This window comes from Pseudomonas sp. 9.1(2019), assembly GCF_009910445.1.
In the GTDB taxonomy this organism is placed as follows: domain Bacteria; phylum Pseudomonadota; class Gammaproteobacteria; order Pseudomonadales; family Pseudomonadaceae; genus Aquipseudomonas; species Aquipseudomonas paraversuta.
Genome location: NZ_VBWF01000011.1, coordinates 336,232 through 353,352, shown reverse-complemented (window position 1 = coordinate 353,352; position 17,121 = coordinate 336,232). Strand labels below are relative to the sequence as shown.

The 17,121-nt window shown below is 58.5% G+C and carries 14 protein-coding genes; 5 read left to right on the top strand and 9 right to left on the bottom strand.

Going from position 1 to position 17,121, the window contains the following annotated elements:
• Positions 1–22: 22 nt before the first annotated feature.
• Both arcA and arcD (FEZ21_RS20530) read right to left on the bottom strand, forming a co-directional pair.
• On the bottom strand, positions 23–1,279 hold the full coding sequence (arcA, locus tag FEZ21_RS20535; RefSeq protein ID WP_003440658.1) for an arginine deiminase: 1,257 nt from the start codon (positions 1,277–1,279) through the stop codon (positions 23–25).
• Positions 1,280–1,312: 33 nt separating this feature from the next.
• Positions 1,313–2,740: an arginine-ornithine antiporter gene (gene arcD, locus FEZ21_RS20530; RefSeq protein ID WP_003440661.1), complete on the bottom strand. Its 1,428-nt coding sequence runs from the start codon at positions 2,738–2,740 to the stop codon at positions 1,313–1,315.
• A gap of 449 nt (positions 2,741–3,189) precedes the next feature.
• Between arcD (FEZ21_RS20530) and arcD (FEZ21_RS20525) the strand changes: the two genes are divergently transcribed.
• Positions 3,190–4,617 carry an arginine-ornithine antiporter gene (gene arcD, locus FEZ21_RS20525; RefSeq protein ID WP_003440663.1) on the top strand — a complete coding sequence of 476 codons (1,428 nt, stop codon included), beginning with the start codon at positions 3,190–3,192 and terminating at the stop codon, positions 4,615–4,617.
• 42 nt (positions 4,618–4,659) lie between these two features.
• Here the strand turns inward: arcD (FEZ21_RS20525) and FEZ21_RS20520 are convergent, their stop codons facing one another.
• The 7 genes from FEZ21_RS20520 to gap all read right to left on the bottom strand — a co-directional run bounded on the left by FEZ21_RS20520 (position 4,660) and on the right by gap (position 11,735).
• Positions 4,660–5,079 (bottom strand): YbaN family protein, encoded by a 420-nt coding sequence (locus FEZ21_RS20520; RefSeq protein WP_029612387.1) that lies wholly within the window; start codon positions 5,077–5,079, stop codon positions 4,660–4,662.
• 58 nt (positions 5,080–5,137) lie between these two features.
• Positions 5,138–5,746: a biliverdin-producing heme oxygenase gene (locus FEZ21_RS20515; protein WP_003440671.1), complete on the bottom strand. Its 609-nt coding sequence runs from the start codon at positions 5,744–5,746 to the stop codon at positions 5,138–5,140.
• A gap of 112 nt (positions 5,747–5,858) precedes the next feature.
• Entirely contained in the window at positions 5,859–8,456 is a 2,598-nt protein-coding gene (locus FEZ21_RS20510; RefSeq protein WP_160628312.1) for a TonB-dependent receptor, read from the bottom strand.
• Between the two features lie 131 nt (positions 8,457–8,587).
• Positions 8,588–9,493 (bottom strand): FecR domain-containing protein, encoded by a 906-nt coding sequence (locus tag FEZ21_RS20505; RefSeq protein ID WP_165439811.1) that lies wholly within the window; start codon positions 9,491–9,493, stop codon positions 8,588–8,590.
• Between the two features lie 99 nt (positions 9,494–9,592).
• The gene (locus FEZ21_RS20500; RefSeq protein WP_003440680.1) at positions 9,593–10,111 is read right to left on the bottom strand and encodes an RNA polymerase sigma factor; all 519 of its coding nucleotides are present in this window, start codon (positions 10,109–10,111) and stop codon (positions 9,593–9,595) included.
• 153 nt (positions 10,112–10,264) lie between these two features.
• Positions 10,265–10,729 (bottom strand): methylglyoxal synthase, encoded by a 465-nt coding sequence (locus FEZ21_RS20495; RefSeq protein ID WP_003440683.1) that lies wholly within the window; start codon positions 10,727–10,729, stop codon positions 10,265–10,267.
• Positions 10,730–10,733: 4 nt separating this feature from the next.
• Positions 10,734–11,735 (bottom strand): type I glyceraldehyde-3-phosphate dehydrogenase, encoded by a 1,002-nt coding sequence (gene gap / locus FEZ21_RS20490; protein ID WP_003440686.1) that lies wholly within the window; start codon positions 11,733–11,735, stop codon positions 10,734–10,736.
• Between the two features lie 209 nt (positions 11,736–11,944).
• Here gap and edd point away from each other — a divergent pair, with 209 nt between their 5' ends.
• The 4 genes from edd to FEZ21_RS20470 all read left to right on the top strand — a co-directional run bounded on the left by edd (position 11,945) and on the right by FEZ21_RS20470 (position 16,989).
• Positions 11,945–13,771 carry a phosphogluconate dehydratase gene (edd, locus tag FEZ21_RS20485; protein WP_003440689.1) on the top strand — a complete coding sequence of 609 codons (1,827 nt, stop codon included), beginning with the start codon at positions 11,945–11,947 and terminating at the stop codon, positions 13,769–13,771.
• Positions 13,768–14,724 (top strand): glucokinase, encoded by a 957-nt coding sequence (locus tag FEZ21_RS20480; protein WP_003440697.1) that lies wholly within the window; start codon positions 13,768–13,770, stop codon positions 14,722–14,724. Before edd ends, FEZ21_RS20480 begins: the two co-directional genes overlap by 4 nt.
• Positions 14,725–14,801: 77 nt before the next feature.
• Entirely contained in the window at positions 14,802–15,539 is a 738-nt protein-coding gene (locus FEZ21_RS20475) for a response regulator (RefSeq protein WP_003440699.1), read from the top strand.
• A complete protein-coding gene (locus tag FEZ21_RS20470; protein ID WP_003440701.1) occupies positions 15,529–16,989 on the top strand; it encodes an ATP-binding protein in 1,461 nt (486 codons plus the stop codon). The genes FEZ21_RS20475 and FEZ21_RS20470 overlap by 11 nt, the downstream gene beginning before the upstream one ends.
• Positions 16,990–17,121: the final 132 nt, after the last annotated feature.

The window sequence follows — 17,121 nt, the reverse complement described above, 5'->3', positions numbered from 1 at the left end:
CGCAAGCAATCTAATGAATGAATTAATAGTCAATCGGGTCGCGGATGATCGGGCAGGTCATGCAGTGGCCGCCGCCACGGCCGCGACCCAGCTCGGAGGCGCTGATGGTGATTACTTCGACTCCGGCTTTGCGCAGCAGGGTGTTGGTGTAGGTGTTGCGGTCATAACCGATCACCACACCAGGCTCCAGGGCCACCACGTTGTTGCCGTCATCCCACTGTTCGCGTTCGGCGGCAAAGGAGTTGCCCCCGGTTTCGACCACACGCAGAGCCTTGAGGCCAAGGGCCTTGGCTACCACTTGGAGGAAGCTGGCTTCTTCACGGCGCACGTCTACGCCGCCGGCTTTGCTTTCGTCCGGATACAGCGAGAAAGCAACAATCTGGTTGACCACTTCAGGGAAGATCGTCACCAGATCGCGGTCGCAGAAGCTGAATACCGTGTCCAGGTGCATTGCGGCGCGGGACTTGGGCAGGCCCGCGACGATGACCCGCTCCACTGCTTTGTTCTTGAACAGGTTCTGCGCCAGTTGGCCGATGGCCTGGCGTGAGGTGCGTTCACCCATACCGATCAGGACCACGCCTTTACCGATAGGCATAACGTCGCCGCCTTCGAGGCTGGCGTTGCCGTGGTCGATGGTCGGGTCGCCGTACCAGATCTGGAAGTCAGCGTTGGTGAACTCAGGGTGGAACTTGTAGATCGCCGTGGTCAGCAGGGTTTCCTGACGACGGGCCGGCCAGTACATCGGGTTCAGCGTCACGCCGCCGTAGATCCAGCAGGTGGTGTCACGGGTGAACTGGGTGTTGGGCAGCGGCGGCAGGATAAAGCTGGTGTGACCCAGGAAATCGCGGAACATCTGGATGGTCTTGCCACCAAAGCTGTCCGGCAGATCGTCGGCAGACACGCCGCCGATCAAGTACTCGGCAACCTGGCGTGGTTCGAGGCTTTTGATCCAGGCTTTGACTTCACTGACCAGGCCGATGCCAACCTGATCGGGTGTGACCTTGTGATCCAGAATCCAGTCCAGCGCTTCCGGCATGGCCACGATGTCGGTCAGCAGGTTGTGCATTTCCAGCACATCGATGCCGCGGTCACGCATCTTGGTCACAAAATCGAAGTGGTCGCGTTTAGCCTGGTTGACCCACAGCACGTCATCAAACAGCAGTTCATCGCAGTTGCTCGGGGTCAGGCGCTGGTGAGCCAGGCCCGGGGAGCAAACCATAACCTTATGCAGCTTTCCGGCTTCGGAATGTACGCCGTACTTCACTTTTTCCGTGGTCATTACAGTCATCCTCCAAAGTGCATAAACAGGGTTTTACAGGGTCAGGAAGCCGTCGTAGAGTCCATAGGCCGCCACCAGGGCGCCAATCACTACTGCGGCAAAAATCACTTTCTCGATATTGGTGAAGACGGGTTGGCCACTCTCATGTTTGGCCTTGGCGAACAGAATGACGCCAGGTGCATACAGCAGGGCCGAGAGCAGCAGGTATTTAAGGCCGCCGGCATAGATCAGCCAGATGGCATAGATCAGGGCGATACCGCCGATGATCAGGTCTTTCTTGCGTTCTCTCAGGGCGTTTTCGTAGGTCTCGCCGCGCACTGCCAGCAGGAAACCGTAGGCTGCGGACCAGAGGTAGGGCACCAGAATCATCGAGGTGGCCAGGTAGATCAGCGACAGGTAGGTACTGGCCGAGAACAGGGTGATCACCAGGAACAACTGCACCATGGCGTTGGTCAGCCAGAGGGCATTGACCGGTACATGGTTGGCGTTTTCCTTTTTCAGGAAGGCCGGCATGGTGTGGTCCTTGGCCGCCGAGAACATGATTTCGGCACACAGCAGCACCCAGGACAACAGGGCACCCAGCAGCGAGATGATCAAGCCGACACTGATCAGTACCGCTCCCCAGTGGCCCACTACGTGCTCAAGCACGGCAGCCATCGACGGGTTCTGCAGTTTTGCCAGTTCCGGTTGAGTCATGATGCCCAGCGACAGCACGTTCACCAGTACCAGCAACAGCAATACGGTGATGAAGCCGATCACGGTGGCTTTACCCACGTCAGAGCGTTTTTCGGCGCGGGAGGAGAAGATGCTCGCCCCTTCGATACCGATGAACACCCAGACGGTGACCAGCATCATGTTGCGCACCTGATCCATCACACTGCCCAGACTCGGGTTTTTCAGGCCCCAGATGTCACTGGTGAAGATGTCCAGTTTGAACGCGAACAGGGCAATCAGGATAAACAGTACCAGCGGCACCACCTTGGCAACGGTGGTTACCAGGTTGATGAACGCTGCTTCCTTGATCCCGCGCAACACCAGAAAGTGCACGGCCCAGAGCAAAATCGAGGCCGCAATGATGGCTGCCGGGGTATTGCCTTCGCCGAAGATCGGGAAGAAGTAGCCCAGGGTGCTGAACAGCAGCACGAAGTAGCCGACGTTGCCCAGCCAGGCACTGATCCAGTAGCCCCACGCCGATGAGAAACCCATGTAATCGCCAAAGCCGGCCTTGGCATAGGCGTAAACGCCGCCGTCGATATCCGGTTTGCGATTAGCCAGGGTCTGGAAGACGAAAGCCAGGGTCAGCATGCCTACCGCAGTGATTGCCCACCCGATAAGAACAGCGCCTACATCGGCACTTGCAGCCATGTTTTGGGGCAGTGAAAAAATACCGCCGCCAATCATTGAGCCGACTACCAGCGCAACCAATGCACCCAGTCGAAGTTTTCCAGGAGTATCAGACATTTGTAGTGACTCCAATCTAGGAGAAGTGAGGCCTAAAGGTTAGTCCGTTGGTTTTTTGAGCCAGTTGACTTAGATCAGGGCATTACTACATTCCATTGTTAGTAGTGAAGAGAAGTCGCCATTGCGGCTTATTTTGACGCGCTCTGGAAAGCGTGTTCCAGACAGGGATACTCTCGGTTGACGCTGCAGCTTTACTGCATTTGCGTGGGGATTGAAGCTAGACAGTATTTTCAGATTTGCAAATGTGATTGCGAGGTTTCATCTGCCGGTCTAAAAATTAAAATGTCATTTACATATGAGTTGTCTTTTAGGTTTCAATAGAAAAGGTTGTTATTAAAAAAAGCTTACTTATGGCTTAACCTTAATGAACGTTCAGGGTGCAGTTATATTTAGCCAGCCAGCGGTTGTGACCGGATGCCCATTAATAATTAACTGAAAAAGAGGTGGCAATGTCACAGCAGGCACACAAGCTTCGACTCAACGCCCTGATTGCGTTGGTGGTCGGCTCAATGATTGGCGGCGGTATTTTTTCTTTGCCACAAAATATTGCCGCACATGCTGCTGGCGGTGCCGTGTTGATCGGCTGGGGGATCACGGCAGTGGGCATGCTGGCGCTGGCCTTTGTCTTCCAGACACTCGCCAATCGCAAGCCAGAACTGGACTCAGGTGTATACGCCTATGCCAGGGCCGGCTTTGGTGACTACATGGGGTTCTCATCGGCCTGGGGCTACTGGATCAGTGCCTGGCTGGGCAACGTCGGCTACTTCGTGCTGCTGTTCAGCACTCTGGGCTATTTCTTCCCGATGTTTGGCCAGGGCAACACACCGGTTGCCATCGGCTGTGCCTCCTTGTTGCTGTGGGGCGTGCACTTTCTGGTATTGCGCGGAATCAAGGAAGCAGCGTTCATCAACCAGTTGACCACTGTGGCGAAAATTGTCCCGATCGTGATGTTTATCGTGATTGCAGCGGTAGCCTTCAAGGCGGACATTTTTACCCGGGATCTGTGGGGCAGCGGTGCGCCAGATCTGGGCAGCGTGATGGACCAGGTGCGCAACATGATGCTGGTCACCGTGTTTGTGTTTATCGGTATCGAAGGCGCCAGTGTGTACTCGGGCAGGGCCGAAAAACGCTCGGATGTGGGCAAGGCCACGGTGATCGGTTTTCTCGGGGTGCTGGCGTTGCTGATGCTGGTGAATGTGCTGTCGCTCGGGGTCATGACCCAGCCGGAGCTGGCCAGTCTGCAGAACCCGTCGATGGCCGGTGTGCTGCAGTATCTGGTAGGGGACTGGGGGGCGATCCTGATCAGCATCGGGCTGGCCATTTCGCTGTTGGGGGCGTTGTTGTCATGGGCGCTGCTGTGCGCCGAAATCCTGTTTGCCACATCAAAGGACAAAATGATGCCGGCGTTCCTGAAAAAGGAAAACGCCAATCATGTACCGGTTAACGCCTTGTGGCTGACCAACTCGATGATTCAGATTTTCCTGATCATCACCCTGGTGTCGTCGGGCACCTACACCAGTCTGATCTATCTGGCGTCTTCGATGATTCTGGTGCCCTACCTGTGGTCGGCCGCCTATTCGGTGTTGTTGTGCATACGAGGGGAGACCTACTCGCTGGCGAGCAGGCGGCGGGTCAAGGACCTGCTCGTGGCCGCGGTCGCTTTGATTTATGCCATGTGGCTGCTGTATGCGGCGGGCCCCAAATACCTGCTGCTCTCGGCTTTGCTGTATGCCCCTGGGGTGTTGTTTTTTGCCAAGGCCAAGCGGGAGCAGGGTGAGCCGCTATTCAAGCACTGGGAGAAACTGATTTTTGCTGCGGTATTGTGCGCGGCACTCTCGGCGGCGTACGGGCTTTATAGCGGCTTGCTGACCCTGTAATGCGATCAACCCATAACCCTGCGCCCGCAGCAGGGTTGCGGGTCAGTGGTTCTGCGGGGCGGTAGCTGCCTTGGGCAGGCACTCTGGCCGGGACCAGATCCACAGGTTGCCCATGCTCATGCCGGCAATGGCGAGGAATACGGGCCAGTCGTGATCCAGCACATACAGCATCAGCCCGGCACAGAGCAGCATGCTGACCGTGGCGCTGACTTTGGCTTTGCGCTGGATGATTTTGCCGTTGCGCCAGTTGCTCAGAATCGGGCCAAACAAACGATGGTTCTCGAGCCAGGCACTCAGGCGTGGTGAGCTTTTGGTCGCGGCCCAGGCCGCAAGCAGAATGAATTCAGTGGTCGGCAGGCCCGGAATCACTATTGCGATCAGGCCAATGCCCAGGCTCACGTAGGCCAGCAGGCCAAACAGCACGCGAGCTATTTTCGACGAGGATTGAGTTTGGCGGGTCATAAGCTCAAGACGCATGAAAGGACGCCCGGCCAGCGAGTGCCGGCCGGGCAGGTCAAGCTTAAGCCAGTTCCGGTTCAGCAGCGTAAGCGTGTTCCAGTAATACGGTGAAACGTTCGAAGGCGGCCACTGCACCCTTGTCCAGCTCAGCTTCTTCTTCGGTGCTGAGATCCAGGCCGTCGAGGGTTCTGATGAAGCTCTTCCAGCCTTCGGCGCGGCCGCCTGCAGGCTCACCCAGATGGCGAGCGCCGAACGTGTCGCTCAGGCCCAGGCCAACAGCACGCTTGATCAGGAACGCGGCACCGAGCTTGGAACCTTCGGATACAAAAATCCAGCCCAGGGCTTCGGCTTTGCTCGGTGCGGTCACTGCGCCGGCAACAGGTGCAGGGACTGCAGTGTCGAGGTCGGCCAGATCGGCCCTGGCTTGCTCGGCACGGCAACGCTCTGGCAGATCCGGAACGATTTCTTTCAGGGCCGGGTCGGTGTACAGGGCTTTGAGTTCTGACTGAAACAGGTATTGGGCCACAACAAAACGGGCAAAGTTAGGCACGGTTGCAAAGGGCGAATGTGCCTTGACCAGGGCGTCGAGCTTTTGGTGCGGCTCGTTGGTGATCTGGTTCAGGCGTTGCGAGCGCAGGGTCGGGCGCTGTGCGGAATCTGGAGTATTCATGCAAATGTCCTTGAGAATGAGATGCGCTTTGTAACTAGACGAACCAGAAGACGCGTCACAGTAAAAAATCCTCACTGCGCAGCCTGAATGGACTGCGCAATGGGGCTCGGGATCAGATATCCCACACCAGATTGATTGCGAAGTTGCGGCCCGGGGCCGTCAGGCGGTCCATGTTGGCGGGGTTGATGACCCCGGCTTCACCTACGCTGTCGTAGCCGCGAACATCATCCCAGTTCCAGTATTTCTTGTCGGTCAGGTTGTACAGGCCAGCGTTGACGGTGACGTCCCGGGTGACCTTGTAGAAGCCGGACAGATCAATCACACCGTAGCCCGGGGACTTGAACTGGGTGCTGGTGCCGTCGGGCGAGAAGAAGTTGCTGTCGTCGACCTGGTCCTTGCGTTTAACCAGGGTCCAGCTCACTAGAGCACCGTAGTTCTCTTGCTCGTAGCCAAGGCCGAGCACTGCTTTAAGCGGGTTGACGCTGTTGATCGGCTCGCCGGTGTCGTCGTTTCTGCCGTGGGCATAAGCCACCGAACCGATGTTGTACAGGCCATGGGGTGCACCGAACGCATCCAGATTCAAGCGGCCTTTGATTTCGGCGCCCTTGATGGTGGCGTGTTTGATGTTGTTGCTCTGGAACGTCAGCTCGTCGTAGCCGGGGGTGATCGCATCTTCATTGATGAAGTCGCGGTACTTGTTATAGAACACGGCAACATCGAATGAACCGGCATCGAAAGTACCGCGCAGCCCGGTTTCGAAGCTTTTGCTTTTTTCCGGCTCCAGATCCGGATTGGGCTCAACCGAATAGCCTTCCCCCAGATTGGTAAACCGGCCATACAGTGCTTTGGCGCTAGGTGTACGGAAACCTTCGGCGTACTGGCCGTACCAGGTGTACTCCTCGCTCAGGGCGTAGGTCAGGCCGAACTTGGGCGACAGGCGATGCCAGACTTTCTCCTTGTCACTGACACTGCTCTTGTCAGCGGCGGCCACCGTATTGAGGAACTCCTGAGTGATGTGTGGCGTGAGTTTGGTGTAGTCGTAGCGCAGCCCCGGCATGAAGGTCCAGTCGTTCCAGCTGATTTCGTCCTGGGCGAACAGGCTGTAGGTGTTGATGGTCGGGTCCGGGAAATCGCTGGATTTGACCAGATAGTCGCTTGGGCTGTTGGCGCCCACAGCCGAGCAACCTCTGCCGACGGCCAGACATACCCCCGAACCGCTGCGCGAGCCGGTGACTTTCTGGTTTTTGACGGTGGCACCGTAGGTCAGCAAATGATCGGTGTCAGCGATCTGAAAGGCTTTATCTGCCTGGGCGTCCAGCACCCACTGTTTCTCTTCGTAGGTGGTATTGCGCGAGCGCAGCACATTCCGGGTGAAGGGGAAGTAGTCTTCCAGGGTGTTCTGGTCGGTCTTGGCGGTCTGGTAGTTCAGGCTCAGCTTGAGGTTGTCGGCCACGGCGCTATCAACAACCATGCTGTTTTCGAGCCCGAAACGCTCGCGGCTGACGGTGTCGGTACCGGTGCGCGAGCGATACATGCCCAGTGGCTGGCCCTGGTTGAAGGGGCCGCCGACTGCGCTTTTTTCATTGGCGTCGATCCGGTTCTTGAATTTTTCGTAGGTGAAGGCCAGACGATCGTCATCGTTGTAGTTCCAGCCTGCCTTGGCCAGCACGTTGGTGGTTTTCACGTCTTCGGGGTTGGCGGCCGTGCGGCTCAGGCCGGTGCCGCCATGATTGCCATAGGATTCGGTTTCGTGGCCATCGCGCTGGCTCAAGTGCAGCAAGCCGTCAAAGTCACCTGCACGGCCGGCCACGGTGCCGGATTTCAGCCAGCTGCGATCGGCGGAGCTATAACCGGTTTTCAGACGTGCCCCGACATCCTGGCCCGGTTTGATGATGTCATCCGGGTCGAGGGTGAAATAGCTGACTGCGCCACCAATGGCATTGCTGCCGTAAAGAACCGACGCCGGGCCACGGAGGATTTCAACCCGTTTTACGATTTCGGGGTCGACATAGTTGCGCTGGGTCTTGGCGTAGGGGCCGTTGAAGAACGAGTCCGGAATTTCGACGCCGTCGACCTGGGTCAGGATCCGGTCACCGTCAATACCGCGAATGTTATAGCCGCTGACCCCGCCACGCTGGCCGGTGCCGCCCACCGAAACACCGGGTTCATAACGCACCAGTTCCTTGATGGTGTTGACGTTCTGGCGGTCGAGTTCCTGGCGGTCATGCACGGAAATAGTGCTGGGAACCGAGTTCACGTCCTGTTCCTGGCGGGTGGCGCTGATGGTCACCTGTTGCAGGGCCAGGGTGCCGCTGCTGTTGCTGCGCTTTTCGAGCACGATGTTGTTGTTGCTCAGCTTGCGGTAGCCCAGGTTAGTACCGATCAGCAGGCGATCCAGCGCTTTCTCCGGGGACAGGGAGCCACGTACCCCCGGTGAGGAAACATCCTGTCCCAGCTCGGCCGGCAAGCCGACCTGCCAGCCGGTCACGCTGGTAAAAGCGTTGAGCGCCGACACCAATGGCTGCTGGGAGATTGCAAACTTGTAATTGCCCACGGAGCGGGTGGCTGCTGGCTCATCGGTCGCGGCCATGGCCGGGGCTGCTTGCACACCGGCCAGGAACATGGCGACGGTCAACAACGACAACGTGCATTGCTGCAAGCCGCCCGAACGGGCGTTGGAGGAGGACCGGCGGTTGAAACGAGTGGGCATTGATAGCGCTCCGTGGTGAACGAATCTTATAGTTGCGAACATGATTCAAAATGCGAATCAGTTGCATTGACTACAACGAGACGTATGGCCCCTGGCTATCGAGTAAAAAAATATTCAATTAATCGGGCTGGTTAATTCAGGATCACCAGCGCCGGGTATTCCGAAAGGCTGCTCGAGGTGATGTGGGCCAGGGAGCGGACAATGTCCAGGGGCTGATCCAGCCGGTAATTACCGGTCACCGCCACGTTCGCCAGTTTGTCGTTGTTGCTCAGGATCCAGCCGGGGTAATAGCGCCGGACTTCGTCCAGCACTTTGCCCATCGGGCAGTTTTCAAATACCAGACGACCCTGAACCCAGGCGAGGTCAGTCTGCGGGTTGAGCTTGACGGGCTGGCCGAATCCGTTGGGGCCGATGCTCACGCTATTGCCGGCAGACAAGCGCATTTGTGTGCCGGCACTTTTTACCCGCAGTTCAACATCGCCACGCTGTACCCGCACATGGGCTTCGCCATTGAGGTAGCTCACGGCGAAGGCGGAATCGCGCACGCTGGCGCGTACCGGACCGGCGTCAAGCAGCATCGGCAATTCCAGATTGGCCGGGACCTCAAAAAATGCCTCGCCTTGATACAGGCGAGCATTGCCCTGGGCATTGACCAGCTTGCTGGAAAACGCCGAGTTGGTGTTGAGCAGCACCTTCGAGCCGTCTTCGAGCTGCAGGCGCTGGCGTTCGCCGACCATGGTCAGGTGATCGGCTTGCAGACGTAAGGGCACGTTGCTGTAGCCACCCACGGTGATCACCAGCACGGCAGCGGCTGCCGCGTGTTTCCAGTAGCGGCTGACGCGGCGCATCACCCCGGGAGCACGGCGGGTTTGCAGGGTGTGGGCCGCGGCCAGCAACGGCTGCCCGTTCCACACGGCGTTGGCTTTGGCATAGGCCCGGGCATGGGCCGGGTCGGCATTCAGCCAGTCATTGAAGGCTGATTTTTGCGCATCGTTTGCGCACTCAAGGGTAATCAGCCAGTCCAGTGCCTGATCCATGGCGCTGTCTTGCAGCACCTCTTGAGCGGATTTGTGAGTGTCTGTCACAGATGTTCCTTGGCAGTCTCAGGACATTTTTGCAGGCTTCGAGGGTGAAGATTAAGGCCGACTCAGCCTGTCGGCTACCCCGATGCAGATTGCCATGATCAATTTGAGTTCCTTTTGGACGGTACTCAATGAGACGTCGAGCTCTTCGGCGATCTCTTGATAACTGCAGCCATGCAGGCGGCTGAGGATGAAAATTCGCTGCTGGCGTGCGCTTAACTGGCTCAGGCTCACACTCAAACGCTCCAGTAATTGTGCGGCTTGATGGGCTTCTTCGGGGGTGCTGAGGGGAGAGGCAACGCCCTCGATGACTTCAATCGGTACATCTTCAACCACTGTCCGGGACTGGATGCGCCGTGCCCGCAGATGATCAAGCGCCAGGTTGCGCGCCGTCTGGAACACAAATGGCTCAAGATGCTCGACCGCTCGTTCGCTCAAGGCCCGGGTCACGCGCAGATAGGTCTCCTGCAACAGATCCTCTGCGGTGCTGTGGTTGTTGACCATTCGCTCCAGCGTGCGCAGCAGGGTTACCCGTTGGGCAAGGAAGACTTGATTGAAGCGGGACTGACTCACTGTGTTACCCGACCGATTTTGAGCGAATGATAATGCTTATCATCCATGCCTTTGGTCAAGTGCTGTTTTGTGCGGGGGAGAATCTGTGAGGCCACTTTCCATCTGTGGGAGCTGGCTTGCCAGCCCCCACAGTGTGGATGAGGTGCTGGTGCCTTACACGCGCCCCTTGAGATAGGCGCTGTAATCGGGGATGCGATGCTCGTGGGGCTGGCTCATCAATGGGCTGCTGATCAAGTAATCGGCGCTGCACTCATTGCATGCCACCGGAATATTCCACACCGCGGCTACCCGCAGCAGTGCCTTGATATCCGGATCGTGGGGCTGGGGCTCGAAGGGGTCCCAGAAAAACACCAGCATATCGACCCGTTGCTCGGCGATCCGCGCGCCGACCTGCTGGTCGCCACCCAATGGGCCGCTGATCATGCTTTCGATCGGCAAGCCCAGGCGTTGGCTTAACAGCAAACCCGTGGTGCCAGTGGCGCACAGCTCGTGCTGGCTGAGCACTGTTTTGTGCCGCTCGGCCCAGTCCAGCAAGAAACCCTTGCAGTGATCGTGAGCCACCAGGGCGATACGCTTGCGCGCCGCCAGGGGGGCCGAGGTGAAGCTGATACCGATCATCGCGTTACTCCGCGTTACACAGCGCCAGGCAGTTATCGAGCATACGGTTGGAGAACGCCCATTCGTTGTCATACCAGGCCAGCACTTTCAACATTTTGCCGCTGACTTTGGTGTGATTGGCATCGAAGATCGACGACAGCGGATTGTGGTTAAAGTCGCTCGAAACCAGCGGCAAGGTGTTGTACCCCAGGACTTTGGAGTGTTGGCTGGCCTCTTTGAACAGAGCATTGACTTCGGCCGCGCTGACTTCACGCTTGAGCTCAACGGTCAGGTCCACCAGTGACACGTTGATCACCGGAACCCGTACGGCCATGCCGGTCAGCTTGCCGGCCAGTTCAGGCAGCACCAGACCCACGGCTTCGGCGGCGCCGGTTTTGCTCGGGATCATGTTTTGGGTGGCCGAGCGCGCGCGGTAAGGGTCGGAGTGGTAAACGTCGGTCAGGTTCTGATCGTTGGTGTAGGCGTGAATGGTGGTCATCAGGCCGTTTTCAATGCCGAATTCGCGATGCAGAATTTGCGCTACCGGTGCCAGGCAGTTGGTGGTGCATGAGGCATTGGAAATAATCTGGTGCGATTGACGCAGGATGTCGTGGTTTACCCCGTAGACCACCGTCGCGTCAGCATTTTTACCCGGGGCGGAGATGATCACTTTGCGTGCGCCGGCGCTAATATGTGCCTCGGCTTTGCTGCGTTCGGTGAACAGGCCGGTACATTCAAACACCACGTCGATCTTCAGGGCGGCCCAAGGCAGTTCAGCGGGATTGCGAATGGCAGTGACGGCGATGCGGTCGCCATTGACGGTCAGGCTTTCCTGATCATGCTCGACCGTTGCGTCGAAAGTGCCATGAACCGTGTCGAACTTGAGCAGGTGAGCATTGATCGAGCTGTCGCCCAGATCGTTGATGGCGACGATCTGCAGGTCCTGACGGTAGCCTTGGGTATACAGTGCACGCAGGACGTTGCGGCCGATTCGGCCAAAGCCATTGATTGCGATTCGTAGAGTCATGGAAAGCGTCCGCCATCGATTTGTTGTTGGAATTACAAGATTATTCGCATAAAAATAGAAAACAAGCCATTTAAGTGGCAATATTTTGTTTTATCTACAACGAGTGACCTGAATCAACGGGTCCGAATGATTGAAGTCGCGTGTCTGCGCCCTTCGGTCAGCATAGGACACGTCCCGGTCGCCACATCCGTTAGCCTGGAGTTCAACACATGCATCCCCGCGTTCTTGAAGTCACCGAGCGTCTTATTGCCCGCAGTCGAGCTACCCGCGAGGCGTATCTGGCGCTTATTCGCGGGGCCGCCAGTGACGGTCCGCAACGCGGCAAGCTGCAATGTGCCAACTTTGCCCATGGCGTAGCCGGGTGCGGGGCGGATGATAAAAACAACCTGAAGCTGATGAACGCGGCCAACGTCGCAATTGTTTCGTCATATAACGACATGCTGTCGGCGCATCAGCCTTACGAGCATTTTCCGGAGCAAATCAAGCAGGCACTGCGTGAAATGGGCTCGGTCGGCCAGTTTGCCGGCGGTACCCCGGCCATGTGCGATGGTGTGACCCAAGGTGAGGCGGGGATGGAGCTGAGCCTGCTGAGCCGTGAAGTGATTGCCTTGTCGACGGCCGTGGCGCTGTCGCACAACATGTTCGATGCGGCGATGATGCTGGGGATTTGCGACAAGATCGTTCCGGGCTTGCTGATGGGCGCGCTGCGCTTTGGTCATCTGCCGACCATCTTTGTTCCGGGCGGGCCTATGCCGTCGGGGATCTCCAACAAAGAAAAAGCCGACGTACGCCAGCGTTACGCCGAAGGCAAGGCCAGCCGCGAAGAGCTGCTGGAATCGGAAATGAAGTCCTACCACAGCCCCGGCACCTGCACGTTTTATGGCACCGCCAACACCAATCAGTTGTTGATGGAAGTCATGGGCCTGCACCTGCCAGGCGCCTCCTTCGTCAACCCCTACACCCCATTGCGTGATGCGCTGACGCGGGAAGCCGCGCACCAGATCACCCGTCTGACCAAGCAAAACGGCAACTTCATGCCGTTGGGCGAGATCGTCGACGAGCGTTCGCTGGTCAACTCCATTGTGGCGCTGCACGCCACGGGCGGCTCGACCAACCACACCCTGCATATGCCGGCAATTGCCATGGCCGCGGGTATCCAGCTGACCTGGCAAGACATGGCCGACCTGTCCGAGGTGGTGCCAACCCTGTCCCACGTGTATCCGAACGGCAAGGCCGATATCAACCATTTCCAGGCCGCGGGCGGTATGGCGTTCCTGATTCGCGAACTGCTCGAGGCCGGCTTGCTCCACGAAAACGTCAATACCGTGGCCGGTTTTGGGCTGAGCCGCTACACCCGCGAGCCGTTCCTGGTAGATGGCAATCTGGTCTGGCGTGAAGGTCCGATTGAAAGCCTGGATGAATCCATTTTGCGGCCTGTGGCCCGTGCCTTCTCGGCAGAGGGCGGGCTGCGGGTGATGGAAGGCAATCTGGGGCGCGGCGTGATGAAAGTATCGGCGGTGGCACCCGAGCATCAAATTGTCGAAGCCCCGGCCCGGGTATTCCAGGATCAACAAGAGCTGGCCGACGCGTTTGCGGCCGGTGAGCTGGAACATGATTTTGTCGCGGTGATGCGCTTCCAGGGCCCGCGCTCCAACGGCATGCCCGAGCTGCACAAAATGACGCCGTTTCTGGGCGTTTTGCAGGACCGTGGCTTCAAGGTGGCACTGATTACCGACGGCCGGATGTCGGGCGCCTCGGGCAAAATCCCGGCCGCGATTCATGTCAGCCCCGAAGCCTCGATTGGTGGCGCTCTGGCCCGGGTTCAGGATGGCGACATGATCCGGGTCGACGGGGTCAAAGGCACATTGCAACTGCTGGTGGATGAGGCAGAATTCGCAGCGCGCACTCCGGCGATCGGCACCTTGAGCAATGCCGTGGGTACCGGGCGCGAGCTGTTTGCGTTTATGCGTCAGGCCTTCAGTTCGGCTGAGCAGGGCGCGAGTACCTTCACCTCGTCTCTGGAAAACTTGAAATGAAACTGGCGCTGGTCGGTGATATCGGAGGGACCAACGCACGCTTTGCGTTGTGGGAAAACGACCAGCTGCATTCGGTCCGCGTACTGGCCACGGTGGACTTCGTCTGCCCGGAAGACGCCATCAGGCTTTACCTGCACGATCTGCAACTGGCCCCGGGGGCGGTCGGCTCGGTATGTTTGTCCGTGGCCGGGCCGGTGAGCGGTGATGAATTTCGCTTCACCAACAACCATTGGCGTCTGAGCCGTTCGGCGTTTTGCCAGGCGTTGCAGGTCGACAATCTGTTGCTGGTCAATGATTTCAGCGCCATGGCGCTGGGCATGACCCGCTTGCAACCCGAAGATGTGCGTCAGGTCTGCCCCGGCACTCCTGATCCGGCACGGCCGGCAGTGGTGATTGGCCCGGGCACCGGCCTTGGGGTGGGGACTCTGCTCAACCTGGGGGGCGAGCAGTGGATGGCGTTGCCGGGGGAGGGTGGTCACGTTGATCTGCCCATGAGCAACCCGCGTGAAGTGCAGCTGTGGCAGCACATCTACAACGACATCGGGCATGTCAGTGCCGAAACCGTTTTGAGCGGCAGCGGCTTGCCCCGCGTCTATCGGGCGATCTGTGCGGTTGATGGCCATACCCCGGTGCTGGACAGTGACCATGCCATCACCGCAGCGGCCCTGGCTGGAGACCCGTTGGCATTGCAGGTGCTGGAGCAGTTCAGTTGCTGGTTGGGGCGAGTGGCGGGCAACAATGTGCTGACCGTCGGCGGACGAGGCGGGGTGTATATCGTAGGCGGGGTGATCCCGCGCTTTGCCGATATTTTTCTGGCCAGCGGCTTTGCCCAAAGTTTCACTGACAAGGGCTGCATGAGTGACTACCTCAGGGGTATTCCCGTGTGGCTGGTCACTGCCCCTTACTCGGGTCTGATCGGTGCGGGGGTGGCGTTGCAGCAAGCGTTCGGCTGAACACCCGCAGCGATACTGTCGTCAGCAAACCCGCGCCTGCATCAAGGGGGGGGTAAAAAACAATAAGGAACATCGCTGTGAGCGCACTCGGCAAATCAATTTTGCTGGTCGACGATGACCAGGACATTCGTGAACTGCTTGATATCTATCTCACCCGCGCCGGTTTTCAGGTACGTACCGTGGGTGACGGTGCCGGCTTTCGCCAGGCGCTGGAAGACACACCCGGCGATCTGCTGATACTTGATGTGATGTTGCCCGATGAAGATGGCTTCAGCCTGTGCCGCTGGGTGCGGCAACACCCGCGCTTTGCCACAATCCCGATCATCATGCTCACTGCCAGCTCCGACGAGGCTGACCGGGTGATTGGCCTGGAGCTGGGCGCAGACGATTACCTGGGCAAGCCCTTCAGCCCCCGTGAACTTCAGGCGCGGATCAAGGCGTTGCTGCGCCGGGCGCAGTTTTCCAGCGTCAATGTGACGGCCGGCAACGAGGTCATGGCCTTTGACGAATGGCGCCTGAACACTGTGACCCATCGCCTGTTTCATACCGACGGGGAAGAAGTGATCTTGTCGGGAGCAGACTTCGCCTTGCTCAAGCTGTTTCTGGACAACCCGCAACAGATCCTCGATCGCGATACCATCGGCAACGCAACCCGCGGCAGGGATCTGATGCCGCTGGACCGCATCGTCGACATGGCTGTCAGCCGTTTGCGCCAACGCTTGCGTGACACCGACAAGCCTCCCCGGCTGATCCGCACCGTTCGCGGCAGCGGTTATCAGCTGGCGGCTCAGGTCAGCGCCGTCCATGGCCTTTAAATTCCGGCCCCAAGTCCGTATCCCCCGTTCATTGCTCGGGCGCATGCTGTTACTCACCCTGCTTGCCATTTTGCTGGCGCAGACGCTATCGAGCGCCATCTGGCTCTCGCAATTGCGTACCACCCAGCTCGAAGGCCTGGTCACCAGTGCCCGCAGCCTGGCGTATTCGATGAATGCCACGGTGACGTACTTGCGGTCACTACCCCTGGCCTACCGGCCCATGGTGCTCGACCAGATGCGCAGCATGGGCGGTACGCGGTTCTTCGTAAGCTTGAATGACAAGCCGCTGGAGATGCCGGTGCTGCAGCCGACCCAGCGCAAAAAGGCGGTGCTCAGCGCGGTGGATCAAGTGTTGCGCCAGTCCCTGGGGGCTGATGTCGACATGACCGTGCAATTTGTCAGCCCCCGGGACTTGCGCATCTTCAATGCCGGCATGAGGCTCGAAGAGTTGCCGCGTTCCTGGGCGCATTTCGCCTTGACCCTGGAGCCGGTCAATCCGCCGGTACTGGTGACGCAAATTCAGATGGCCCCCGGCGAGTGGCTGTACATCGCCTCCTTGTTGCCCGAACCCTATACCAGCCTTGAGGAGGAAGGCCTGCCGGCCGTGCAGTTGTGGTTTATCGCCCTGAGCAGCATCTTCCTGCTGTTGTTTATCGGACTGCTGGTGCACTGGCAAAGTCGCCCGCTCAAGCGTCTGGCCCGGGCGGCGCGGGATATGTCGCTGGGGGAGGACAAGCTCAAGCCGGTGGAAATCGGTGGCGGCAGCGAAGTGGTGGAAGTCGGCCGGGCCTTTAACACCATGCGCGCCCGTATCAGCCGTTATCTGACGGAGCGCAGCCAGTTGTTCAGTGCCATCTCCCATGATTTGCGTACCCCCATCACCCGCCTGCGGCTGCGGGTCGAGTTGCTTGAAGACGAGCAACTGCAGCACAAGTTTGGCCGCGATCTGGATGAACTCGAGTTGCTGGTCAAAGGTGCACTGCAATGTGTGAAGGACACCGATATTCACGAAAATATCGAGCAGGTGGACCTCAATCTGTTACTCGATTGTCTGATAGAGCCTTATTTATTGCCCCAGGGAAATGGCCGTGTGACGTTACAGGGGCGAGCCCTCAAGCCTTACTCGGGCAAGCCCCTGGCCCTGCGTCGCTGCATGGGCAACCTGATAGATAACGCCCTCAAATACGGAAAAAATGCTCACCTGCGCATTGATGACAATGAGCGCGCCTTCGTTCTGACCGTTGACGATGAGGGCCCGGGCGTACCGGAGCAGCGTCTGGAACAAGTATTTGAACCGCACTTTCGTCTGGCCGGGCAGCAGCAGGGCTATGGTCTGGGGCTCGGCATTGCCCGCAGCATCGCCCATAGCCATGGGGGCGAAGTCAGTCTGCAGAACCTGCGCGTCGGCGGGTTGCGGGTCACTTTGTACCTGCCGCGAAATGCCGACTGATCGGGTTGATCTTTATGTAACCGGATCGTGACATTTGCGCGTCTCTTCGTTACGCGAGCCTGGGCGGTGATGGATACACTCTTCGGCAGCGCAAGCAAAAGACTTGCCCAGCTATAACAACAAGAAAGGACA